The following is a 21,946-nucleotide window of genomic DNA, read 5'->3' as shown; positions in this document are numbered from 1 at the left end:
TGCGCCGCAGGCGCAGACAGCCCAAAAGGATGGTTCACCCATCCTTTTTTCATGGGGGCTGCCGCTTCGGCTCCTGTCGCTCAAGCCTGGACTGACTGTTTTTCCGCCATGGCCTGGGCGCAGGCGGCGGCACTGGCCCAGGCCCACTGGAAGTTGTAGCCCCCCAGCCAGCCGGTGATGTCCACCACCTCGCCGATAAAGTACAGGCCCGGGCGGCTCTTGCACTCCATGGTTTGCTGGGACAGCACCTTGGTGTCCACGCCGCCGAGCGTGACCTCGGCTTTTTTATAGCCTTCAGTGCCCGTGGGCGTGATCTCCCAGCGCGACAGCTGTTCGGCCAGTCTGGCCAGGGCCTTGTCGCTGGCCTCGTTGATGGGGCGCTGCAGCTCGGGCATGCGGCCGACCCAGGCATCGGCCAGGCGTGCGGGCAGGTGGGCGGCCAGCTCGTTGGTCACCAGCTTGCGCGAGTGGAGCTTGGCCTGGGCCAGCACCTCGGCCAGATCCACGCCAGGCAGCAGATTGATCTGCAGCGGGGTGCCGGGCTTCCAGTAGCTGGAGATCTGCAGCACCGCAGGACCCGAGAGGCCGCGATGGGTGAACAGCAAATCCTCGTGAAAGCTCATGCGCTCCTTTTTGCTGCCGGTGCTGATTTCCACGGGCAGGGCCAGACCGGCCAGGCCTGCGTAGGGCTGCCAGCCTTCGCCGTCGAAGGTCATGGGCACCAGGCCGGGCGTGCGCTCGATCAGCGGCAGATCGAACTGCTGGGCCAGCCGGTAGCCGAAGTCGGTGGCGCCTATCTTGGGAATGCTCAGACCGCCGGTGGCAATGACCAGATTGGCGGCCTGCACCATGCCGCGATCGGTTTCAATCTGATAGCTGCAATCGCTTTCTGTGTCTTGGCTTGACTGCGAAAACACGACTTTCTTGACCTGGCAAGGCTGCCAGCGCTGCACGCCGCCTGCCGCGCACTCGGCCAGCAGCATGGCGATGATGTCCTCGGCCGAATGGTCGGCAAACAACTGGCCCTTGTGCTTTTCATGGTGGGCAATGCCATGCCTGTCCATCAGCGTGATGAAGTCGGCAGGCGTGAAGCGCGAGAGGGCCGAGCGGCAGAACTGAGGGTTCTGCCCCACAAAATGCTTGTGCGGCGCACGCACGTCCAGATCGCGGTTGGTGAAGTTGCAGCGCCCGCCGCCCGAGATGCGGATCTTCTCGGCCACCTTGGGCGCATGATCGATCAGCAGCACTCTCAGGCCCTGCTGGCCGGCCTGGGCCGCGCAGAACAGGCCGGCGGCACCGGCGCCGATGATGATGGCGTCAAAAATCTGGAAGGGGACCTGTGGGGTGGAGGACACGGCGGGCAGGGCGCTGAAGCACGAACAACAAAGCCGGTCATTGTCCCAGATGGCCGGTCACCGGGGCTTGAAGGGCTGACAAAGTCCCGAAATGCGTGGATCGTGATGCCTGTGCAGCCGTCAGCCCGTTGTCCTGTTGGGATATGCGTCAAGCGTCTGCATGTGCCATGGATCACTTCTAGAATCGCGCCCCATGACTACACCATCCCACCAGCTGAGCATGACCGTGCTCATGTCGCCTGACATGGCCAACTTCTCCGGCAATGTGCACGGGGGCGCCATCTTGAAATTGCTGGATCAGGTCGCCTATGCCTGCGCCAGCCGCTATGCGGGCCGCTATGTCGTGACGCTGAGCGTGGATCAGGTGATGTTTCTGCAGCCCATTCATGTGGGCGAGCTGGTGACTTTTCTGGCCAGCGTGAACCACACCGGCAAGTCTTCCATGGAAATCGGCATCAAGGTGATTGCCGAGGAGATTCGCAGCCAGGTGGTGCGCCACGTGAACAGCTGCTTCTTCACCATGGTGGCCGTGGACGATGACAAAAAGCCTGCCCCCGTGCCCCCGCTGCAGCTCGAAACCGACGAGGAAAAGCGCCGCTGGGGCGCTGCCATCATCCGCAAGGAACTGCGCAAGGAGCTGGCCGAGCGCTTTGCCGAGACTCGTACTCCCTGAGTCGCGTCGCCGCTTCTGTGTGGGCGCGGCCTCGCTCAGGCCACTGCTGATTGCGGCAAGGCTTGGGGCTGGCTCTGCCAGGCGGCAATGCCCTGGACCACATCGCCGACGATGATGATGCTGGGGCTGCCCAGCTGATGATCGGCAATGCTCTGCGGCAAATCCTTCAGGAAAGTCAGCGCATGGCGCTGCTGCGGCAGGCTGGCATGCTGGATCACGGCCACGGGCGTGCTGCCGGGCAGGCTGCTGAGCAGCTCGTCGCTGATGCGCTCGACGCTGCTCACTCCCATATAGATCACCAGCGTCAGCTTGGCCGCATGGGCCGTGGCGGCGATCTGGCGCCAGTCGGGGCCGCTGTCGCCGGGCTTGGCATGGCCGGTCATGAAAAGCACGCCATGCGCGCGGTCGCGGTGGGTCAGCGGGGCGCCCAGGCTGGTCAGGCCCGCGAGACCGGAGGTGATGCCGTTGATGACATCCACCTCGATGCCGGCCTCACGCAGATGTTCGACCTCTTCGCCGCCACGGCCAAAGATGAAGGGGTCTCCGCCCTTGAGGCGCACCACGCGTTCGCCGTCCTGCACGGCGGCAATCATGAGCTTTTCGATAAAGGCCTGGGGGGTGCTCTTGCAGCCGCCGCGCTTGCCCACATAGACCACGCGGGCGCTGGGCGAGGCATGGCCCATCACGCCATCGCTGACCAGATCGTCGACAAACAACACGCTGGCCGAGGCAATGGCCTTGGCGGCCTTGATGGTCAGCAGCTCGGGGTCGCCAGGGCCGGCGCCCACCAGGGTGCATGAGCCGCGGTGATTGGGGTTGTGAGAGATGGCAGTCATTGTGGGGTCTCAGTCGGGGCTGCGGCAGTCGGGGCTGCGGTTATAGGCTTGCAGTGCGGCGCGGCTGGCGGCGGCATCTGTGGCCTGCATGGCCTGGTGCAGGGCTTGTATCTGTTCCAGCTGCTGCGCAATGGGGGCCGGCACAGCAAGCCGGCCGCTCAATATGTCCAGCGTCAGCCGGGCTGTCTGCTCGGCATTCAGATCTTGCTGCGGGGCGCTGCTCTCAGTGCCCGAGGCAAGCTGGCTGCTGTGCAGGGAAGAGCGCTCAAAGCAGATTTCTCCGGCAATCACTCCCGTGCTCACGGGTTCGCGGTGGGGGGCGGCCACGGCCTCGCCTTCCGTGCCGCGCACCAGCAGCGCACTGCTCGCGCGCATGGCCAGCGTCTGGAGCATGGGCTGGGCATAGGCCGGGTGGGTATAGCTGGCCAGCACCAGCCCGGATTGCGCGGTGCTGCTGCCGTGGATAGGGTCCAGCAGTTTGACGATGCTGTGCGCGGGGTTGCGCAGGCCCATCTGGCGGCGAATCTGCAGCAGCCGATCCAGCGGTGCCAGCAGGTGACGGGTCTGCATCCAGACCTTGTCGCCAGGCGCCAGGGCGACGGGGCGTTCGATGGCCGTCCAGCCCAGTTGCTGCCACACCTCGGCCGTGCCCAGGCGCTTGTCCTCGGTATGGCTGCCGTGCACCAGCACGGGCAGGCCTTGCTGTGCCAGCAGACCTGCCAGCAGCGGCGTGAGGTTGGCCAGCTTGCGCGAGCCGTTGTAGCTGGGGATGATGACCACGGGCCGGGCCTTATGGGCCTGCGGCCACACGGGCAGGCGCTGCTGGGTGGCGTCGAGAAAACCTGCCAGCTCTTCGGCGCTTTCGCCCTTGAAGCGCATGGCGATGCAAAAGCCGCCCAGCTCCAGATCGCTGACCTTGCCGTCCAGCACCTGCCCCATCAGATCGCAGGCCTGAGCCCGCGAAAGAGAACGCGCGCCCTTGGTGCCGCGACCGATTTCCTTGATGTAGTGGCTGATGCTCATGATTAACGCAATTGTCGCTATAAAAACCATGAGTTGTCAGACGATTTGGTTATATAAATCAAACCGGCCGTGGTCGAGAAGCCGTCGCTCCCCGTTGCGCCAGCTGTGCAGCCAGGGCCTGCAGCTGGGATTGCGCGAGCTGGGCGACAAGGTCCAGCATGGGGTTGCTCTTGAGCGCTTGGGCAGACGCCAGGACGGCGAGCCGGCTGACCTGGCGCGAAGCGCGAAGCGGTCGGAACACGATCTGCTCGCGGTGGAACATCGCGAAAGACGCCGGCACGATGGCCACGCCCAGACCGCAGGCCACGAGCGCCAGCACATTCACCAACTGACCGGCTTCGTGGCGTATCAGCGGAGTGAAGCCGGCCTCGGCGCACAGCGCGACCGTGCGGTCGAAGTAGTCGGTGTCCTGATAGCGGGTGAAGCCCACAAAGGGCTGATGCACGGCGGCTTGAAGATCCAGCGTTGCGCTGCCTCCGGCCAGAGGGTGGGAGGCCGGAACCGCCAGGCAATAGGGGTCGTCAATGCTGGCCAGCTCAAGCTCGTCGGCCTCCCTGTGCCCGGGGCGGGCAAAGCCGAGCTCCAGCTCGCCCTGGCGCAAGGCCCGCTGCTGCTGGGAGGAAATCATTTCGCGGGCTTCGATCTGCACCTCACAGCCGGCCTGTGCCACCGCCTGCAGCAAGCCGGGCAGCAGGGACTGCATGGCCGAGGGCACCAGCCCCAGGCGCAGCACGGTCTGGCTGCTGCGCTCTCGTTCGCGCGCGCGCAAGGGGGCTTGCTCGGCACGCGCCAATATGACGCGCGCATCTTCCAGCAGCGACTCGCCCGCAGCAGTGAGCTGCATCCCGCGTGGCAGGCGGGTGAAGAGCTGCGTGCCGACCTCGTCCTCGAGTTGCTTGAGCTGCTGCGACAGCGGCGGCTGGGCGATGAATAGCTTGCGAGCGGCCCTGCTGACGTTGCCCTGCTCGGCAACCGCCACGAAGTAGCGCAGATGTCTCAGTTCCATGCCTGAATCAATCCATATTTCAAAAGTATGATTTTTATATTAAATCAGTGTTGGACATATGAATGAAGGGCGGCAACACTGCCGATCCTGTTCGTTCTGAGATGCATGTCCACGCATGCATTGCCTGTCTCATGCAAGCCTTGCAAAAAACCGAGTCCGCCAAGGGACTGAAGCTCAACGAGGTCGACATGCCGTCGCCTGCCGCAGGTGAGGTGCTGCTGCGGGTTCATTCCACAGGTGTCTGTGGCACGGATCTGCATATTGATGCCTGGACGGCGAGCTATCACTTTTTGCAGGCCGCGCTGCCGGTGACCGTGGGCCACGAGTTCAGCGGCGTGGTCGTGGCCAGAGGCGAGGGGGCCGAGCATCTGCCCCTGGGCCAGTTGGTGGCCGTGCGGCCTTCGGTCACCTGCGGCAGATGCCCCAGCTGCAGTGCCGGCGACTTCGATGCCTGCACCACCCGTCGCGGCATCGGTGTCATGCGCCATGGCGGCTTTGCCGAGTATGTGGCCGTGCCCCTGCGCAATTGCGTGGCGATTCCGCAGGGCGTGGACCCCGAGGTTGCTGCATTGGCCGAGCCGCTGTCGGTGAGCTTCGAGGCCGTGCGCACGGGCAATGTCCAGCCCGGCGATCGCGTGCTGATCCTGGGGCCCGGCAATATCGGCCAGGGAATTGCGCTGTTTGCGCGTGCCGCAGGGGCGGCCCAGGTGGTGGTTGCCGGCCATGGCGACGCCGCGCGGCTGGAGGTCCTGCGCTCCATGGGGTTCGACGATTTGCTGGACTTCGAGGGGCTGGACATTGACGAAGCCCTTGCCGTGTATACGCAAGAAGCTCACTTTGACGTAGTGATCGAAGCCACCGGGGCGGCGGCCGTGCTGGCGCCGGCCCTGCGTGCGCTCAAGACCCACGGCGTGCTGGTGATTGCCGGCATTCATTCCGCGCCCGTGCCGCTGGATCTGACGGCCCTGGTGCGACGTCATCAGCAGCTGCGCGGCTCCTATCGCACGCCGGAGCGCTGCTGGCTGGAGGTCGTTGCATTCATGCAAACCCATCAGGATCAGCTGCGCCTCATGATCACCCATCGCGTGCCGCTTGCGCAGGCCGGGCAGGGGTTTGAGCTGGCGCGGGCGCGGCTGGCGAGCAAGGTGCTGATTCAGCCCGGGGCGGGCCGGACATCATGAGCACCGCCTTTCTGGCCTTGTGGAACGACATCGACCGGCCCGAGGCTCGCGCAGAATACGAGGCTTGGCATGCCCTCGAGCATGTTCCCGAGCGCGTGGGTTTGCCGGGCTTTGTCTACGGCCATCGCTATGTCGGCGCTTCCGGGTATTTCACGCTCTACGGTCTGGAGTCTCTGGCGGCCCTGGACTCGGCCGAGTATGCGGATGTGATCGCCAATCCCACGCCCTGGTCGGCACGCATGAGGCCGCGCCTGAGTGCCTTCATGCGCAGGCCCTGCATATTGCAGGTCCAGGCTGGAGCATCCAGCGGTGTGGCGCTGACGACGCTCAAGGCCGTCACCACCGATGTGCAGGCCTGGGCCGCGCAGGCAGCCCGCTGGGCGGAGCAGGCGGTGCTGCAAGGGCGTCTGCTGCGGGTCATGGCGGGCGTGGTGCCGGTGGAGCGTTCCTTGCACTACCCCGTTGGCGGGGAGCGCATTGCCGAGCAGGCCCAGGGGGAAGTCACGGTGGTCATGCTGGCCGAGCATTTGGATGGGCCGGCATGCACCCAAGGCACCCAATGGTGGGCCGACCGAATGCAGGCGCATCACCTCGAAACGCCTGCACAGCAGGCTTTTGGCCTGCAAACCCGGGTGTGCCGTTCGCAGCTGGCCCTGCCCGCCAGCGGACGCCTGCCACCGATGATGGAACTGATGGCTGGATACGCCGATTGTTGATCCGAGACTGAGACTGAGATTCTGGAGACATAAAGATGACAAAAAAATCGATGCCCGTGCGCCGGGCCGCCTTGCTGCTGTGCGCCGCAGCCTGCCTGCCCTTGGCGGCTCAGGCCCAGGGCAAGGCTGACTGGCCCACTCGCCCCATACGTCTGATCGTCGGCTATTCCAGCGGCTCTTCGCCCGATGTGCAGGCCCGTCTGCTGGCCGAGCCCCTGACCAAGGCCCTGGGCCAGCCCGTGGTGGTGGAGAACAAAGGCGGTGCCAGCGGCAATATCGGCGCTGATGCCGTAGCCAAGGCCGGTGACGGGCACACCATAGGCGTGATCGGCAACGGCCCGCTGACCAGCTCCAAGTTTCTCTACAGCAAGCTGCCCTACGATCCGATCAAGGATCTCGCACCTTTGGGCATGATCGGATCGGCGCCTCTGGTGCTGGTGGCTCCCAAGGCCATGGCCGCGAATGCAGGGGCTTATTTCAAGGCGCTCAAGACCGGAGCCCAGGGCAACTACGGCTCGGTGGGAACGGGGTCCGGCGGCCACCTGGGCGTGGAGCTGATCAAGGAAGCCATGGGCCTGAATCTGCAGCATGTGCCCTATAACGGCGGCCCGGCTGTGGTCAACGCCTTGATGGGCGATCAGGTGCAGATGGCCTTGCTGCCGGCCTCCACCGTCATGCCGCTGGTCCAGTCCGGCAAGCTGGCCGCCCTGGCCGTGAGCTCCAGCAAGCGCAGTCCGCTGGCGCCCGGCGTCCCGGCCATGCCCGAGATCGGCGCTGGCAATGTGGACATCGAAGTCTGGAATGCGGTCATGGCGCCGGCCTCCATGCCCGCCGAGCATCGCGCCAAGCTGGCTGCGGCCCTGGAAAAGATTCTTCATGCTCCCGATATCCGCAGCAAGCTGCTGGCCCAGGGCTGGCGCATCGACGATACCAGCGCTGCCTCGCTGGCCAGGCGCATTGAAAACGATGCCCGCATCTACGGCAGCCTGATCACGCAAAAGAACATCCGCCTCGAATGAGTGCGGCCGGCGCCATCTGAGGCGCCGGACTCCCACACGGCATCCGCCGCAACTGCGGCGGATGCTGCTGTCAGCGGCTCGACAGCGGCAGGACTCTGCCGTGAGCCCCATCCATTATTAAAAAGAGAGACTTCATGACATCCTTGCAATCGGGAGGCCTGGCCGTGGCCGCCGCCTTCATCTCCACATGCTCGCTGGTCCAGGCCCAGACCGCTGCGCCCGCCACATCCCAGCTCACGCTGTACGGCGTGGTGGACATGGCCGCCGAGTCTGTGTCCACCGGTGCGGGTCGCACCCTGCGCGCGGAAAGCGGTGTCCTGGCGGGCTCGCGCTGGGGCGTTCGCGGCTCCGAGGATCTGGGTGGCGGCCTGCGTGCGCTGTACGTGATGGAGGCCGGACTGAATGCCGATACCGGTGAGCGCGGTCAGGGGGGCCTTGCCTTCGGTCGCCAGATCTTTGTCGGCATGGGGGGCGACTGGGGCCAGCTGACGGTGGGCCGCCACTACACCACGTTTCATACCTCGCTGGCTTCTTACGCCCTGACGGGCCTGATCTGGGGCAATGCCGCCAACTATTTCCGTGACGGCACGGTGCTGCGCGCTGACAACTCGCTGCGCTTTCAGTCGGCTTCCATGGCAGGGCTGGTGGTGCGAGGCATGTACTCGTTCGGGGAAAACGCCGACACCAATGTCGGGCGCCAGTTCGGCGGCTCGCTGGACTACACGCGCGGCCCCTGGAGCCTGGGGGCCTCGCTGTGGGAGCGTCGCACCACAGCCCAGAATACCGACCGCTATCGCTTGCTGGGCGGCTCCTATGACTTCAAGCTGGCGCGAGCGGCCTTGCTGCTGTCCACCCGCGAAGATGATCTGCCGGATGCCGCGAGCAAGCGCGGGCGTTTCTTTGAAGCCAGCATGACCATACCGGTCAGCGCGGCAGGGCAGGTGCTGCTGTCCTATGGGCAGTTCCAGGGGCGTGCGCGCGCAAACAGCGATGCCCGCGCCCTGAGCGTGCGCTACGACCATGCGCTTTCCAAGCGCACCAAGCTGTATGCGGGCGTCTCCGCGATCCGCAACGAGGCGGATGCAGCTTTCACCATCAACAGCGCCAGCAATGCCGGGCCTTCGGTTCCCAAGGGCAGCAAGCCGCGCTCGCTGCTGGTCGGCATCTCGCACTCCTTCTGAGCCAAGCCGTCACCGGACGCTGCGGCCTGCAGGAGGCCCAGTCCAGGGCGCAGGCCGCCTCAATGGTCTATAGCTTGGCAGGGGCTTGCGCAGTGGATGAACATTGATCACATTTCGGGACACAGAGCGCGCGTACCATGTGCGCTGTTTTTGAGGAGTGTTGAAATGACCGCTAACGCATCTTTGACCGACGAACTCATGGGCCAGCTGCAGGGCGCTCCCATGCAGGGCCTGGCCCAGCAACTGGGCATTGACTCCGTGCAGGCCGAGCAGGCCGTGGGCGTGGCGCTGCCCATGCTGTTTGGTGCGCTGGGCCAGAACACGGCCCAGCCTCAGGGAGCTGCCGATCTGTTCGGTGCGCTGCAGCGCGATCACAGCAGTGCCAATGGAGCGATGGATCTGGGAGGTCTGCTGGGCGGGCTCGGTGGCCTGCTGGGTGGAGCGGGCGGTGGCGCCGGTGCGGCTGGCGGCCTGGGTGGTTTGGGCAGCATTCTGGGCTCGGTGCTGGGAGGCGGCTCCGGTGCCGGCAACTCGCAGCTGGATGCAGGCGCCATCCTGGGCAATATCTTTGGCGGTCAGCAGCAGCAGGCCGAGTCCCAACTGGGGCAGTCCACGGGCCTGGGTGGCAATGCGGGTCAGTTGCTGGCCCTGCTGGCTCCGCTGGTGATGTCCTTCCTGGCCAACCGGGTCCAGGCGCAGGGCATGGGGGCTGGCGACCTGGGCAGTGCTCTGGATCAGGAGCGAGGCCAGATCCAGTCGCAAGGCGGCGCTGCGGGAGGCATCCTCGGCAGCCTGCTCGACCAGAATGGCGACGGCAAGCTCGATGCCGGAGATCTGTTCAAGCTGGGCGCGGGTCTGCTGGGCGGTCGGCGCTGAGCCCTGACTGGATGACAGTATCAAGGCAGCCTTGGCTGCCTTTTTTGTTTTTGTATACGGGCATAGCCTGATTGCCGCAATGCAGCAGGATTCTCACACTGCTCATGTCGTCATGCGTTTTGCATGACAGGCCGATCCAGAAAGGAGAACCAGATGACGACCGTCGCCGAAATTCTGCGTGCCAAGGGCAACAGCACTATCTACAGCGTTTCTCCCTCCGACACCATGCTGGCTGCGCTGCAGCTCATGGCGGAAAAAAGCATTGGCGCGCTGCTGGTGCTGGAAGGTGGCGAGATCGCAGGCATCGTGACCGAGCGCGACTACGCGCGCAAGATCGCTCTGCAGGGCCGAAGCTCTGCCAGCACGCGCGTGGACGAGGTCATGACGCGCAAGGTGCATTGCGTGCTGCCGCGCCAGACCAGCGAGGAGTGCATGTCGCTGATGACCAGCAATCGCATGCGCCATCTGCCCGTGATCAGCGAGACCCGCGAGCTGCAGGGGCTGATTTCGATTGGCGACATCGTCAAGGAAATCATCTCGGCCCAGCAGTTCACGATTCATCAGCTGGAACACTATATTTCCGGGACACCCAATGTGAATCAGCCGTAGGCTGCTATGAATTGAATAGAGAAGGCGGGCAGGGCTAATGTCCGCCTTCTCTGCATCTGGAGGTCGCAAGTTCTACACTTGCGGCCATGAGTTTGCTGATCCTGGGAATCGAATCCTCTTGCGATGAAACCGGTGTGGCCCTGGTGCGCACCCCGGACGGACAAGGTGTGCCCACCTTGCTGAGTCATGCGCTGCACAGCCAGATTGAAATGCACCGCGCCTATGGCGGCGTGGTGCCCGAGCTGGCCAGCCGTGACCATATTCGCCGTGTGCTGCCGCTGACCGAAAAGGTGCTGGCCGAATCCGGGGAGCAGCTCGAAAGCGTCGATGTGATTGCCTTTACGCGCGGTCCCGGCCTTGCCGGGGCTTTGCTGGTCGGCTCCGGTGCCGCCTGCGCCATGGCCGCCGCGCTGGACAAGCCCGTGCTGGGCGTGCATCACCTCGAAGGTCATCTGCTCTCGCCCTTTCTCAGTGCCGACCCGCCGGAGTTTCCGTTTGTGGCCCTGCTGGTCTCGGGGGGGCATACCCAGCTCATGCGTGTGGACGGCGTGGGCGAATACGAAATCCTCGGCGAAACCATCGACGATGCGGCGGGCGAGGCTTTCGACAAATCGGCCAAGCTCATGGGCTTGCCCTATCCGGGCGGCCCCGTGCTCTCGAAGCTGGCAGAGGGCGGCGATCCCCAAGCCTTCAAGCTGCCTCGCCCCCTGCTGCATTCGGGCGATCTGGACTTTTCGTTTGCCGGTCTCAAGACGGCCGTACTGACCCAGGCCAAGAAGCTGGGTGAGGAGCTCGAAGCACGCAAGGCCGATCTGGCCGCCAGCACGCAGGCCGCGATTGTGGATGTGCTGGTCAAGAAAACCATGGCCGCACTCAAGCAGACCGGCATGAAGCGCGTGGTGGTGGCGGGAGGCGTGGGGGCCAACAAGCAGCTGCGCGAGCAGCTCAATGAAGCCTGCGCCAAGCACAAGATTCGCGTGCATTACCCCGAGCTGCATCTGTGTACCGACAACGGCGCCATGATTGCCATGGCTGCCGCCATGCGCATACAGGCAGGACGCGAGCAGGCACTGCATGAATATGCGTTCGATGTGAAGCCACGCTGGCCGCTGGATTCGCTCAGGTGAGTTCGTGCAGAAAGAAAGCAGCCCAGGTGGCTGCTTTTTTCATGGCCGCCTGCGCTTATCCGGCAAGCTTTACGGCCAGTTTCGCTACGTTCTGGCCCTGGTAGCGGGCAATGCTCAGCTCGTCGGGATGAGGCTGGCGCGAACCATCGGCACCCGCAATCGTCGAGGCCCCATAGGGCGAATTGCCGCCCTTGACCGCGCTCAGATTGGTCTGTTCGGGCAGCGGATAGCCCAGAGGCACGATGATCATGCCGTGATGGGCCAGCGTCGCCCAGGTGGTCGTGGCCGTCATTTCCTGGCCGCCGCCAGTGCCGGTCGAGGTGAAGACACTGCCGATCTTGTTGATCAAAGCCCCTTTGACCCAGAGACCGCCGGTCTGGTCGAGAAAGCTGCGCATCTGGCCCGGCATATTGCCAAAGCGCGTGGGCACGCCAAACAGGATGGCATCGTAGTCGGCCAGTTCGGCGGGGCTGGCGACCTCTGCGGTCTGATTGGCCTTGCCGCCTGCGTTCTTGAAGACATCCTCGGGCATGGTTTCGGGCACGCGCTTGACGGTGACCTCGGCACCGCTGACGCTGCGGGCACCTTCGGCCACGGCCTGCGCCATGGTTTCGATATGACCGTACATGGAGTAGTAGAGAACCAGCACTTTTGCCATGGGTGAATTCCTCAAACGGGTTGGAAAGCGGTGCGGCAGTGGCGCACCCGACTGAACCCACAGTGTAGGAATCGAAGATGGCAGCGCGACACGCACCGGCAGCCGGCGCCTGTAGGCCAAGGCGCCGAATCGGCTCAACTCCCGGAATCGGCAATGCCATTGACATGAAAAAGCCCGCAACACCTTGGCATTGCGGGCTTTGTGCTTTCCGGCCGACCTCTTGCTAAGAGAAGATGGAAGAAAGGATGAGGCTGGCCGGTCAGCGTAAACAGCGCTTATTCGATGCTCAGCGTCACGGCTTTGCTCTGGGGCTCGAGCTTGGCCAGGGTCAGCGTCAGCACTCCATGCTCAAGCTTGGCTTTGCTTTTGGAAGCATCGATTTCATGGCCCAGATCCCAGCTGTATTTGACCTGGCGGGCTGCGCCTTCCACGCTTTCGAGCTTGGCGACAGAGCCTTCCAGCGAGAGTTTGAGTTGCTCGCGTGCCAGGCCTGGCACATCCAGGGTCAGGGTCGTGAACTGGTCATCGCGGCTGACTTGAACCTGGCGTTGTACGGGGCTTGCAGCGCCCAGGGTTTCCTGCAGAAAGCGTTGCAGGGCCAGGTCGGCGGCGCGAGGAGATACAAAGGTATTACGGCTCATTACAGGGGCGAAGAACATGGTGTTTAACTCCTTTAAACTGCGCGGCTTGCGTTGTTGCCGCTTGGTTCATAGGTAGGTGGTGGCAAGCGCATTTCAAGAGGTTTTTTTGATGAATAAATTGCGCCGTGATGCCTTGAAATACCTGCAGTTGCCACTACTATGCGCCCCGTTCGGCATTGCTGGCGCTGCTGGCGCTGCTGTGGCTGCAGCCAAGGCCAAGCTTGCGCAACCCATCAAGCTGGCACTGGTGGAGAGTCTTTCGGGCCCGTTTGCAAACACGGGCGAGGCCGTGTTCCGCAATGTGCTGTGGGCGACCGAGCGAGTGAACGCGCGTGGCGGCGTGCGCCTGGCCGACGGTCTGCATGAGCTGGTGATAGAGCGCTATGACAGCAAGGGCCAGAACGAGGAGGCACTGTCGGCGCTGCGTGCGGCCATAGACAGCGGTGCGCGCATCATCTTGCAGGGCAACTCGTCGGCCACGGCAGCGGCGCTTCTGGACGCCATCGACAAGCACAACAGCCGAGACCCTTCGCGCCGTGTGCTGTATCTGAACTATTCGGCCGTGGATCCGGCGCTGACCAACGAGCGCTGCAGTTTCTGGCATTTTCGCTTCGATGCCCATGCCGATATGCGCATGGCTGCGCTGATGGAGGTCATCAAGGACGACAAGGCCGTACACAGTGCCTATCTGATCGGGCAGGACTACAGCTTTGGCCAGGCCGTGCTGCGCGAAGCAAGGCGTCAGCTTGGCATGCAACGGCCCGATGTGCGCATTGTGGGCGACGAGCTGCACCCCGTGGGCCGCGTCAAGGACTTTGCGCCTTATGCGGTCAAGATCCAGCAAAGCGGTGCCCAGGCCGTGATCACCGGCAACTGGGGCAATGATCTGATGCTGCTTGTCAAGGCTGCGCGCGAGGCCGGCTACGAAGGGCGCTTCTACACCTTCTACGGCAATGCCCTGGGCGCCCCAGCGGCCTTGGGCGATGCCGGCGTGGGCAAGGTGCTGGCCGTGGCCGACTGGCTGCCCAATGTGCCCACGGCAGAGAGCCGGGCCTTCTACCAGTCCTTCCGCCAGCGCTTTCCCAATCCGCAGGACGACTATGTGCATATGCGCATGCAGCTCATGATCGAGGCTCTTGCACAGAGCCTCGAAAAAGCCGGCAGCACGGATACCGTCGCCGTGGCCCATGCCTTGGAGCAAGCCAGGGTCCAGCTGGCGGGCCGCTCGGGCAGCATGCGGGCGGCAGACCACCAGTTTCAGCAATCGCTGGTGGTAGGCATGATGGAGAAGAGAGGCAGCGCAGGCGTGGACTTCGATGTGGAAGGCTCGGGCTACGGCTTCAAGGTAGTGCGCGAGATCTCTGCAGCCAGGGCAGAGATGCCTAGTCAGTGCCGGATGAAGCGCTTTTGAGTGGCTGGAGAACTATCGAATCAATAGCGGTCAGCGCTTATTGGAAAAAGCGCTGCAGCCCGAATTAATCTAGTTGCGCGTAGCAGAGGCGGTCTGGCTGGCCAGATAGGCTTCATGTACCTCGCGCCCCAGCTCGATCACCGACAGCGCATAGAACGCCGACCAGTTATAGCGCGTGATGGCGTAGAAGTTCTCGGTACCCGCGATGTACTCCGTGGGGCCGGAGCTGCCGTTTTTCAGCTCGATCAGTGCCAGCGGACGCTCATAGTTGTCGGCGCCCAGTACACGCACTTCGCGTTCTGCCATCTGCTTGGTTGTGAACGTGGGGTTGATATCGGGTGCCAGCAGGGTTGCCAGATTCTCGCCCTGGGCGCGCATGTCCACGGTAAAGGCCGTGGGCAGGCCCGGCTTCCAGCCATGGCCGACGAAGTAGTTCGCGACCGAGCCGATGGCGTCGGTGGCGCTGTTGAACAGGTCTATGCGACCGTCACCGTCAAAGTCGACCGCGTATTTGTCCCAACTGGTGGGCATGAACTGACCCAGGCCCATGGCACCGGCATAGCTGCCACGTAGCGCAAACGGGTCGCTGCCCGTGCGGCTGGCCGTGACCAGCACCTGCTCGAGTTCGCCACGGAAGTAGTCGCTGCGGGCCTGTGCTCGGGGGTGGGCCTGCGGGAAATCCAGCGCCAGCGTGGCCAGCGCATCCATCACGCGAAAGTTGCCCATGTTGCGGCCGTAAATGGTTTCCACGCCGATGATGCCGACGATGATCTCTGCAGGCACGCCGAATTGCTGCTCGGCACGCGCGAGCGCCTGGTGGTTGGCCTGCCAGAACTGCACGCCGGCGCGTATGCGCACGGGGTCGATGAAGCGGCTGCGGTACACCGTCCAGTTCTTCACAAAGGTCTTGCCGGCCGGCGTCATCAGGCGTGTGACCACGGGCAGATTGCGCGCTTCGCTCAGCTGCGCGCGCACCCAGTCGACAGGCAGATCGCGGCGGGCAGCGATTTCATCGGCCAGTTGCATGGCGTCACTGCGGCCGGCATAGGCCACGGCCGTAGCGGCGGCAGCCGTGGCAGCTGCTGCCGGTGCCGCCTTGCGGACGGCTTTTTTGGCCGGTGCGGCGATGGCGCCGGCGGTCAGCAGGCACAAGGCCAGAGTGCTCAGTATTCTAGTCCTGAAACGATTGCTTTGATGAGGGTGGATGCTCATGTTTTTAATTCTTGGTGATTTGGGGCCAGCGCTGCTTCCGGAGGGACAGCCAGCGTCGGCGCAAGGTCTTCAGTTCGGTGGCTTCGGTATTGGAGGATGGCGCATAGCGTAGCCTTTCCATGTCCAGCAGCCAGTCGGATAAGGCCGCAGCCAGGGGCGCGGATGCAGATTCCTCGGCCCAGCGCTCCTGCACGCGGCGCGAGAGGCTGCGCGCGGATTCGCTGGCGTCGCTCGCCATGCCTGCGCGCTGCAGCCGCAGCTTGGCGCCGTGCATGAGCTGGCCCCAGCCGTCGCGCTGCGGCCGTGTGGCGCGGGCCCAGATCAGCCACAGCAGCGCCATAGTGCTCAAGCTGCCCGCCAGCAGGCGCAGCAGATCCGTCCAGCTCGGCGACTCGAAGCCCAGGCTCTGCAACAGATTGAGCTGACGGCTTTGCGTGTAGTTGATCACCCACTGGTTCCAGCGGTTGTTGACGGCCTCCCAGACGGCACGCAGCTTCTCCAGCGTGCCCGTATCGACGAAGTTTCCAACGGCGCTGGCAAAGGCTCCGGGGGGAGCGCTCAGGCGCTGGAACTGGCCGACCCGGTTGGGTGCGACAGCGCCCGTGGGGTCCACACGGACCCAGCCCCGGCCGGCAATCCAGACCTCGGTCCAGGCATGGGCGTCGCTGTTGCGCACGGTCCAGTAATTGTCCACGCTGTTGCGATCGCCGCCCTGGTAGCCGGTCACGATGCGCGCGGGCACTCCCATGCCGCGCATGAGTACGGCAAAGGCCGAGGCGATGTGCTCGCAAAAGCCTTGCCTGCTGTCAAACCAGAAGTCATCGGCGGTGTGGACGCTGTCCACCACGCCGGGCTCCAGTGTGTAGGTGTAGCCGCCGGCTTTGAGGCGCTGCAGGGCGGCGGCGATCAGTCTGTCCGTATCCGTATCCGTATCCGTATCCGTGTCGGCGCCCCGTTGGCCGCGCAATTCGGCCCGCAGTTGTTCGCCCAGGGCCTGTGTGCGCGGGTTGCTGCCGGCCGGCAGTTGCAGATAGCGTTTGAGCTCGGGCGTGGGTTGCAGCGGTCCATGGCTGAAGTCGAGATAGCTTTGGGCATCGACACGCAGCACATCGGTAATCGGGCGCCAGCTCAGCCACTGGAGGCTGGAGCTCATGCGCAGCCTGCCTACCGAGGCTCCGGGCGGAATCTGCGGCTCGGTCTTGACGGCATCCAGCAGCGTCAGCCAGCGGCGCTTGCTGGGCTCGATCAGCATCTGGTAGCGAACGGGTTCATCGCCCACACGCAGCTGAGGCATGGCCATGGCGTCGAGCACAGGGTCGGCCTGCCAGTTGCGGCCATCGAATTGGCTGAGCACGGGGCCGCGAAAGTACAGGGTGTTGGCCGGTGGCTCCTTGCCGCCCGGCGTATCGAAGCGAATGCGCAGGGCCACGCTATCGTCCAGAGCCAGCGCGGCGACTTCGCCCACACGCATGTTCTCGGACAAGCCCGAGCGAGCGGCCATATCGTCGGACGGTACGCCCCAGAGCGGCGCCATGCGCGGAAAGAACAGAAACAGCGCCACCATGACCGGCGCGCCCCACAGCGCGAGCCAGCCCGCAGTGCGCAGAGCCTGCGTCAATGGAGGCTTGCCAGCCGTCATATGGGCGTTGACCAGGGCCGTGAGCAGGCCCATCAGCCCGAGCACCATGGCCATGGCGGTGGGCAGGGACTGCGAATAGAAAAAGTTGCTGAGCAGCACGAAGAAGCTCAGAAAGAACACCACCATGGCATCGCGCCGGGCGCGCAGTTCCAGCGTCTTGAGCGCCAGCAGCATGACGACCAGGGTCACGCCGGCATCGCGGCCCACAATCGTTTTGTGCGTGGCCCAGGTCGCTCCAATGGCGATGGCTAGTGCGCCCGCCAGCACCCAGCGGCCGGGCAGGAGCGCGCTGGTCAGTGCCAGGCGTGCACGCCACAGCAGCAGAGCTGCGGCAAAGGCGCTGGTCCACCAAGGTGTGTGCTGAATCTGCGGCAGCATGATCCAGGCGATGACGGCGAGCAAAAACAGCGTGTCCCGTGCATCGCGCGGGAGGGCCGTCAGGCGTTGCAGCCAGTTGCTTTCGAGGGAAGAGGCGGTTGCTTTCATGGGCAGGCTGCCAATGCTTCGAGGCAGCGCGTGGCATGCTGTGCGCCGCTGGCGGGCGCTATTTCCTGCCCGCCGGGCAGGCGCAGGCCCCAGGTGCGGCCTTGTTGCTGAGCCATCAGCACCCAGGCGGCAAGGCGTGACAGACGCGCCTCATGGTCGGCAAGTCCGGTCTGGCGCACATCGAGCCAGAGCCTGTGATGGTGAGCTATGGGCCGGTCGCGGCTGACGAGCTGGTGACTGCCTGCGGCAAAGGCTTGGGCTGCTTTCTTCCACACCACCAGCTTGAGCGGGTCGCCATTCTGATAGGCACGTACGCCGTCAAATTCCTCACCGCTGCGTACCTGGGCGCTGCTGCGGCCGCCAGCTTCGGGGCTGGCGGCTGGCAGAGGCGGGGCATGGGCTTCAGGTGCGGGATAGACCCAGACCAGGGTTTGGGGCCGCCACAGAGCCCAGACGCGAAACGCACCCAGCGGGTAGCGTGTGAGTATGGAGATGGCGGGCAGCTCCTGCCGGCCGCGGCGCGTGGGCATGAAGCTCAGCTGCACGGTGGTGCTGCCCTGCTCGGGGATATCGACCCAGGTCCAGGCATCAGAGTGATCGGTGTTGTGCCGCGTCTGGTGCAATGCGAGGCCGATGCCCCAGCGGCGCGAGTGGCGGGCATTGTGCAGGCTGACATGCATGGGGCAGGGCGCATGGGCAAAGCAGCCGCCCGAGGTACTGCCTTGCGAACCTGCGCCGCCGAGGCTCAACTGCAGACCGCGCAGATTGCCATGGCCCACAACCATGCTGGCGGCCGCGCTTCCTGCTAGCAAAAACGTGAGCAGGTAGCCCAGATTGAGCTGGTAGTTGATAGCAGCGATCAACAGCACGATCAGCGTGGCCAGCATGGCCCAGCCCGCGCGCGAGGGCAGGATGTAGACATTGCCCTGGGTCAGCGTGAGCTGGTCGCTGCGCGGCAGACGAGCAAACATCCACTCGCGCACCCTGGCGCGGGGTGAGAGCCGCTGGAAGATATTGGATTTTTCTGGGTGCCCGCCCTTTGATAACGGGCGCTTCATGCTATGAAATTCATGTCGAAGTCCATCGACATCAAGACAGCGCAACGGCTTGCATCATGGCGCGCACCTGCTCCACGGCACCACGGCCGGCATGGCCCACGGGAACCAGACGGTGGGCAGTCACCTGGGGCAATATGGCCTGTACATCGTCGGGCGCCACATAGTCGCGGCCTTCCATCAGTGCGATGGTCTTGGCCGCACGCAGCAGCGCGATGCCTGCGCGTGGCGACAGGCCCTGGGCAAACCACTGGCCGTTGCGTGTAGCGGCAATCAGATCCTGTACATAGTCGAGCAGGGCGTCGCTGGCATGCACGGCCAGTGCAGCGGCCTGCAACTGCTGCAGCTCCTGCTGGGAGATGACGGGCAGCAGTGCATCGGCAGCGGCGCGGCGGCCATTGCCCGCGAGCAGCTTGCGCTCGGCCTCGCGCGAGGGATAGCCCAGGCTGATGCGCATGAGAAATCGGTCAAGCTGGCTTTCGGGCAACGCAAAGGTGCCCAACTGCTCCAGAGGGTTCTGGGTGGCAATCACAAAGAAAGGCGCGGGCAGGCTGTGGGTCTTGCCTTCGGTCGTGACCTGGTGCTCTTCCATGGCTTCGAGCAGCGCACTCTGGGTCTTGGGGCTGGCGCGGTTGATTTCGTCGGCCAGCAATACTTGGGCAAACACCGGCCCGGGGTGGAACACAAAAGCCTCTTGTCCGCGATCGTAGATGGAGACCCCCGTGAGGTCGCTGGGCATGAGGTCGGCAGTGAACTGCACACGCGAGAACTGCAGGCCGAAACTGCGTGCCAGTGCATGGGCCAGGGTGGTCTTGCCTACACCGGGAACGTCTTCAATCAGCAAGTGACCGCCTGCCAGCAAGCAGGCCACACCGTCTCTGACCTGATCCGGCTTGCCCTCCATCACCGTGTTAAGCTGGCTCAAAAGCGCATTAATTGTGTTCTGTGCATGCATGGCAGAAACCATATCCTAAATAAGCGATAGCGGAGACATGACTGTGGGCAAGACAGGTTATTTCAGCCACCGGGATTGCTGGTTGCACGAGATGGGGCCGGGCCACCCTGAATGCCCGGCACGGCTGGACGCGATAGAAGACAGACTGCTGGTTAGCGGCGTGGGCGATGCGCTGGAGCGCTGCAATGTGCCGCTGGCATCATTGGCCGAGATCGAGCTGGCGCACGATCCCATGCATATTGCCGCCCTGCAGGGACTGACCGACAGGCTGGAGCAGGAGCTGGCCGCAGGCGGGCCTGAGTACAGGCAGCTGGACACCGATACCTCCATCAACCGCCACACCTTCAAGGCCGCACTGCGCGCTGCGGGGGCCACACTGGCGGCTACCGATGCCGTGCTGGCCGGCGAGCTGGAAAACGCCTTTTGCAGCGTGCGTCCGCCCGGGCACCATGCCACGCGCAACCAGGCCATGGGCTTTTGCTTTTTCAACAATGTGGCCGTGGGCGTCAAGTATGCGCTGGAGCGTCATCATCTCAAGCGCGTGGCAGTGATCGACTTTGATGTACATCACGGCAATGGCACGGAAGACATCCTGGCCGGTGATCCGCGCGTGTTGATGTGCGGTATCTTCCAGCACCCGTTCTATCCGTTCAGCGGTGACAAGGATCCGGCACCGAACATGCTGAACGTGCCTGTGGCCGCGTACACCAAGGGCATGGACATTCGCGAGATCATCGAGATGATGTGGATTCCACGCCTTGAAGCATTCAAGCCCGAGATGATCTTCATCAGCGCCGGCTTTGATGCACATCGCGAAGACGATATGGGTCAGCTCGGCATGACGGAAAACGACTTTGCCTGGATCACCTCGCGTATCAAGGACATCGCACGGCGCTTTTCCAAGGGCCGCATTGTTTCCAGCCTCGAAGGCGGTTATGTGATGGATCCGCTGGCGCGCAGCGTGGAGGCACATCTGCGCGTATTGGCCGATATCTAGTCCGAAAGCAGGGAGACAGGGATGAGCGATTCCTTAGTGCAGCTGAGCCAGGACGAGCGCGGGGTGGCACGCATCACGCTGAGCGACGCGCAGCGTTTCAACGCCTTGAGCAGCGAAATGCTCGCGGCCTTGCAGTCGGCGCTGGATGCCGTGGCCAGGGACGAGCAGGTGCGTGTGGTGGTGCTGGAGGCCGAGGGCCGGGCCTTTTGCGCAGGGCATAACCTCAAGGATATGGCCAAGCACACGGAGCTGGCTTACTACCAGCAACTGTTTGCCCAATGCAGCCGCATGATGCTGTCGATTCAAAAGCTGCCAGTGCCCGTCATTGCAAGAGTGCAGGGTATTGCAACGGCTGCAGGCTGCCAACTGGTGGCGCAATGCGATCTGGCCGTGGCCAGCAGCGAGGCCCGCTTCGCCACCAGCGGTATTCAGTATGGCTTGTTCTGCTCCACGCCCAGCGTGCCCCTGGTGCGCAACATGCCCATCAAACAGTCCATGGAGATGCTGCTGACGGGCGAGTTCATCGATGCGCAGACGGCGCTGCACTATGGCCTGCTCAATCGTGTGGTCGAGCCAGAGCGACTCGATGCCGCCGTGGAGGAACTGGTGGCGGCCATTGTGAGCAAGCCTCGCACGGCCATCAGAATGGGCAAGGAGCTGGTCTATCGCCAGCGGGAGATGGGGCTGGAGTCGGCATATCAGCTGGCGGGCCAGACCATGGCCATCAATATGCTGGATGCGGATGCACAGGAAGGTGCTCAGGCTTTTCTTGAGAAGCGCAAGCCTGGCTGGTCTTGATGCCTCTGCCATCGTCCGCCGGGCAGGCTGATCTGCGCGGATGGTGCAGTCTGCATCGTGGTTTTGTGCTTCGAGCCCGTCCATTTGAACGACGAGGCTGCTTTCAGGCAGTGTTACCGTGAGACTTGTCTGAATGCAGGCATGGCGTTGATGAGCTCACTTCCTAGGTATTACCCTGATTGGGCTCATTTCATACCTGTGATTTCGCATGGCTTGTGCATAAAATAGAACGGTCGTTCTTTTTATGCCAGTCCGCTTGCGAAGGCTGCTGCAGAGTTCTTCGGGCAGATTGTCTGGAAAATTGTGCAGAGAGTGTTGCAGTGCCGCATAAAATGAATCCAGTTTACGTAAACGTCAATGCAGTAATCATTAAGGAGCCGCAGCAATGAAGGTATTGGTCCCTGTCAAGCGCGTGGTGGACTACAACGTCAAGGTCCGCGTGAAGTCGGACGGCACGGGTGTGGACATCGCCAACGTCAAGATGAGCATGAA

The 21,946-nt window shown here is 63.7% G+C and carries 21 protein-coding genes and 1 pseudogene; 12 read left to right on the top strand and 10 right to left on the bottom strand.

Annotated features, from left to right (window positions below; translation table 11 throughout):
- Positions 1-80: 80 nt before the first annotated feature.
- Positions 81-1,355, bottom strand: a complete 1,275-nt coding sequence (locus AC1RTQ_RS17450) for a BaiN/RdsA family NAD(P)/FAD-dependent oxidoreductase (protein WP_492877573.1) — start codon at positions 1,353-1,355, stop codon at positions 81-83.
- Positions 1,356-1,548: 193 nt separating this feature from the next.
- Between AC1RTQ_RS17450 and AC1RTQ_RS17445 the strand changes: the two genes are divergently transcribed.
- Entirely contained in the window at positions 1,549-2,028 is a 480-nt protein-coding gene (locus AC1RTQ_RS17445) for an acyl-CoA thioesterase (protein ID WP_302089719.1), read from the top strand.
- Positions 2,029-2,063: 35 nt separating this feature from the next.
- Here the strand turns inward: AC1RTQ_RS17445 and cobA are convergent, their stop codons facing one another.
- The 3 genes from cobA to AC1RTQ_RS17430 are packed head-to-tail and all read right to left on the bottom strand — an operon-like array spanning position 2,064 to position 4,893.
- A complete protein-coding gene (gene cobA / locus AC1RTQ_RS17440; protein WP_304351279.1) occupies positions 2,064-2,864 on the bottom strand; it encodes a uroporphyrinogen-III C-methyltransferase in 801 nt (266 codons plus the stop codon).
- A 9-nt stretch (positions 2,865-2,873) separates the two neighbouring features.
- Positions 2,874-3,887 (bottom strand): DNA-binding protein YbiB, encoded by a 1,014-nt coding sequence (ybiB, locus tag AC1RTQ_RS17435; protein ID WP_492877570.1) that lies wholly within the window; start codon positions 3,885-3,887, stop codon positions 2,874-2,876.
- Positions 3,888-3,945: 58 nt separating this feature from the next.
- Positions 3,946-4,893, bottom strand: a complete 948-nt coding sequence (locus AC1RTQ_RS17430) for a LysR substrate-binding domain-containing protein (protein WP_492877568.1) — start codon at positions 4,891-4,893, stop codon at positions 3,946-3,948.
- 131 nt (positions 4,894-5,024) lie between these two features.
- On the opposite strand from AC1RTQ_RS17430, the gene AC1RTQ_RS17425 reads away from it, so the two are divergent.
- The 7 genes from AC1RTQ_RS17425 to tsaD all read left to right on the top strand — a co-directional run bounded on the left by AC1RTQ_RS17425 (position 5,025) and on the right by tsaD (position 11,602).
- A complete protein-coding gene (locus tag AC1RTQ_RS17425) occupies positions 5,025-6,074 on the top strand; it encodes a zinc-dependent alcohol dehydrogenase (protein WP_492877566.1) in 1,050 nt (349 codons plus the stop codon).
- Complete coding sequence (locus AC1RTQ_RS17420; RefSeq protein ID WP_492877565.1) at positions 6,071-6,790, top strand: hypothetical protein; 720 nt, start codon at positions 6,071-6,073, stop codon at positions 6,788-6,790. Before AC1RTQ_RS17425 ends, AC1RTQ_RS17420 begins: the two co-directional genes overlap by 4 nt.
- A gap of 50 nt (positions 6,791-6,840) precedes the next feature.
- Positions 6,841-7,809: a Bug family tripartite tricarboxylate transporter substrate binding protein gene (locus AC1RTQ_RS17415; protein ID WP_492877914.1), complete on the top strand. Its 969-nt coding sequence runs from the start codon at positions 6,841-6,843 to the stop codon at positions 7,807-7,809.
- Positions 7,810-7,943: 134 nt separating this feature from the next.
- Complete coding sequence (locus AC1RTQ_RS17410; protein ID WP_492877563.1) at positions 7,944-8,990, top strand: porin; 1,047 nt, start codon at positions 7,944-7,946, stop codon at positions 8,988-8,990.
- 165 nt (positions 8,991-9,155) lie between these two features.
- Positions 9,156-9,866, top strand: coding sequence for a DUF937 domain-containing protein (locus AC1RTQ_RS17405; RefSeq protein WP_302089726.1), 711 nt, complete (start codon positions 9,156-9,158; stop codon positions 9,864-9,866).
- A gap of 153 nt (positions 9,867-10,019) precedes the next feature.
- Positions 10,020-10,475, top strand: coding sequence for a CBS domain-containing protein (locus tag AC1RTQ_RS17400; protein WP_003079039.1), 456 nt, complete (start codon positions 10,020-10,022; stop codon positions 10,473-10,475).
- 86 nt (positions 10,476-10,561) lie between these two features.
- Positions 10,562-11,602, top strand: coding sequence for a tRNA (adenosine(37)-N6)-threonylcarbamoyltransferase complex transferase subunit TsaD (gene tsaD, locus AC1RTQ_RS17395; protein ID WP_492877560.1), 1,041 nt, complete (start codon positions 10,562-10,564; stop codon positions 11,600-11,602).
- A gap of 55 nt (positions 11,603-11,657) precedes the next feature.
- On the opposite strand, the gene wrbA is transcribed toward tsaD, so the two are convergent.
- Complete coding sequence (wrbA, locus tag AC1RTQ_RS17390; RefSeq protein ID WP_003079046.1) at positions 11,658-12,260, bottom strand: NAD(P)H:quinone oxidoreductase; 603 nt, start codon at positions 12,258-12,260, stop codon at positions 11,658-11,660.
- Positions 12,261-12,535: 275 nt separating this feature from the next.
- Entirely contained in the window at positions 12,536-12,919 is a 384-nt protein-coding gene (locus AC1RTQ_RS17385) for an Hsp20/alpha crystallin family protein (RefSeq protein ID WP_302089729.1), read from the bottom strand.
- A gap of 91 nt (positions 12,920-13,010) precedes the next feature.
- Between AC1RTQ_RS17385 and AC1RTQ_RS17380 the strand changes: the two genes are divergently transcribed.
- Positions 13,011-14,312 (top strand): branched-chain amino acid ABC transporter substrate-binding protein, encoded by a 1,302-nt coding sequence (locus tag AC1RTQ_RS17380; RefSeq protein WP_492877557.1) that lies wholly within the window; start codon positions 13,011-13,013, stop codon positions 14,310-14,312.
- A 69-nt stretch (positions 14,313-14,381) separates the two neighbouring features.
- Here AC1RTQ_RS17380 and mltB read toward each other — a convergent pair whose 3' ends face one another.
- From mltB to AC1RTQ_RS17360, 4 genes are read right to left on the bottom strand one after another with little or no spacing between them, the layout of a single operon-like run.
- Positions 14,382-15,524, bottom strand: a complete 1,143-nt coding sequence (mltB, locus tag AC1RTQ_RS17375; protein ID WP_492877555.1) for a lytic murein transglycosylase B — start codon at positions 15,522-15,524, stop codon at positions 14,382-14,384.
- Positions 15,525-15,528: 4 nt separating this feature from the next.
- The gene (locus AC1RTQ_RS17370; RefSeq protein ID WP_492877553.1) at positions 15,529-17,649 is read right to left on the bottom strand and encodes a transglutaminase TgpA family protein; all 2,121 of its coding nucleotides are present in this window, start codon (positions 17,647-17,649) and stop codon (positions 15,529-15,531) included.
- Positions 17,646-18,707, bottom strand: coding sequence for a DUF58 domain-containing protein (locus tag AC1RTQ_RS17365; protein ID WP_492877551.1), 1,062 nt, complete (start codon positions 18,705-18,707; stop codon positions 17,646-17,648). The genes AC1RTQ_RS17370 and AC1RTQ_RS17365 overlap by 4 nt, the downstream gene beginning before the upstream one ends.
- Before the next feature lie 31 nt (positions 18,708-18,738).
- Complete coding sequence (locus AC1RTQ_RS17360) at positions 18,739-19,659, bottom strand: AAA family ATPase (protein WP_492877549.1); 921 nt, start codon at positions 19,657-19,659, stop codon at positions 18,739-18,741.
- Between the two features lie 37 nt (positions 19,660-19,696).
- On the opposite strand from AC1RTQ_RS17360, the gene AC1RTQ_RS17355 reads away from it, so the two are divergent.
- The 3 genes and pseudogenes from AC1RTQ_RS17355 to AC1RTQ_RS17345 all read left to right on the top strand — a co-directional run.
- Positions 19,697-20,656, top strand: a complete 960-nt coding sequence (locus tag AC1RTQ_RS17355; RefSeq protein ID WP_492877547.1) for a histone deacetylase family protein — start codon at positions 19,697-19,699, stop codon at positions 20,654-20,656.
- Positions 20,657-20,677: 21 nt separating this feature from the next.
- On the top strand, positions 20,678-21,454 hold the full coding sequence (locus AC1RTQ_RS17350; RefSeq protein ID WP_492877545.1) for an enoyl-CoA hydratase: 777 nt from the start codon (positions 20,678-20,680) through the stop codon (positions 21,452-21,454).
- A 385-nt stretch (positions 21,455-21,839) separates the two neighbouring features.
- Positions 21,840-21,946 (top strand): annotated as a pseudogene (locus tag AC1RTQ_RS17345) (electron transfer flavoprotein subunit beta/FixA family protein); the annotation flags it as partial.

It is taken from the genome of Comamonas sp. GW821-FHT11H03 (genome assembly GCF_058807955.1).
Note: the sequence above shows the minus strand (reverse complement) of the source record. Positions and strands in the feature narration are given on the sequence as shown.

What these genes read in the sequence shown, in the direction of transcription:
- AC1RTQ_RS17445 (WP_302089719.1), top strand. Translation starts at nt 1,549, where the DNA reads ATGACTACACCATCCCACCAGCTGAGCATGACCGTGCTCATGTCGCCT.
- cobA (WP_304351279.1), bottom strand. Translation starts at nt 2,864, where the DNA reads ATGACTGCCATCTCTCACAACCCCAATCACCGCGGCTCATGCACCCTG.
- ybiB (WP_492877570.1), bottom strand. Translation starts at nt 3,887, where the DNA reads ATGAGCATCAGCCACTACATCAAGGAAATCGGTCGCGGCACCAAGGGC.
- AC1RTQ_RS17430 (WP_492877568.1), bottom strand. Translation starts at nt 4,893, where the DNA reads ATGGAACTGAGACATCTGCGCTACTTCGTGGCGGTTGCCGAGCAGGGC.
- AC1RTQ_RS17425 (WP_492877566.1), top strand. Translation starts at nt 5,025, where the DNA reads ATGCAAGCCTTGCAAAAAACCGAGTCCGCCAAGGGACTGAAGCTCAAC.
- AC1RTQ_RS17420 (WP_492877565.1), top strand. Translation starts at nt 6,071, where the DNA reads ATGAGCACCGCCTTTCTGGCCTTGTGGAACGACATCGACCGGCCCGAG.
- AC1RTQ_RS17415 (WP_492877914.1), top strand. Translation starts at nt 6,841, where the DNA reads ATGCCCGTGCGCCGGGCCGCCTTGCTGCTGTGCGCCGCAGCCTGCCTG.
- AC1RTQ_RS17410 (WP_492877563.1), top strand. Translation starts at nt 7,944, where the DNA reads ATGACATCCTTGCAATCGGGAGGCCTGGCCGTGGCCGCCGCCTTCATC.
- AC1RTQ_RS17405 (WP_302089726.1), top strand. Translation starts at nt 9,156, where the DNA reads ATGACCGCTAACGCATCTTTGACCGACGAACTCATGGGCCAGCTGCAG.
- AC1RTQ_RS17400 (WP_003079039.1), top strand. Translation starts at nt 10,020, where the DNA reads ATGACGACCGTCGCCGAAATTCTGCGTGCCAAGGGCAACAGCACTATC.
- tsaD (WP_492877560.1), top strand. Translation starts at nt 10,562, where the DNA reads ATGAGTTTGCTGATCCTGGGAATCGAATCCTCTTGCGATGAAACCGGT.
- wrbA (WP_003079046.1), bottom strand. Translation starts at nt 12,260, where the DNA reads ATGGCAAAAGTGCTGGTTCTCTACTACTCCATGTACGGTCATATCGAA.
- AC1RTQ_RS17385 (WP_302089729.1), bottom strand. Translation starts at nt 12,919, where the DNA reads ATGTTCTTCGCCCCTGTAATGAGCCGTAATACCTTTGTATCTCCTCGC.
- AC1RTQ_RS17380 (WP_492877557.1), top strand. Translation starts at nt 13,011, where the DNA reads ATGAATAAATTGCGCCGTGATGCCTTGAAATACCTGCAGTTGCCACTA.
- mltB (WP_492877555.1), bottom strand. Translation starts at nt 15,524, where the DNA reads ATGAGCATCCACCCTCATCAAAGCAATCGTTTCAGGACTAGAATACTG.
- AC1RTQ_RS17370 (WP_492877553.1), bottom strand. Translation starts at nt 17,649, where the DNA reads ATGAAAGCAACCGCCTCTTCCCTCGAAAGCAACTGGCTGCAACGCCTG.
- AC1RTQ_RS17365 (WP_492877551.1), bottom strand. Translation starts at nt 18,707, where the DNA reads ATGAAGCGCCCGTTATCAAAGGGCGGGCACCCAGAAAAATCCAATATC.
- AC1RTQ_RS17360 (WP_492877549.1), bottom strand. Translation starts at nt 19,659, where the DNA reads ATGCATGCACAGAACACAATTAATGCGCTTTTGAGCCAGCTTAACACG.
- AC1RTQ_RS17355 (WP_492877547.1), top strand. Translation starts at nt 19,697, where the DNA reads ATGACTGTGGGCAAGACAGGTTATTTCAGCCACCGGGATTGCTGGTTG.
- AC1RTQ_RS17350 (WP_492877545.1), top strand. Translation starts at nt 20,678, where the DNA reads ATGAGCGATTCCTTAGTGCAGCTGAGCCAGGACGAGCGCGGGGTGGCA.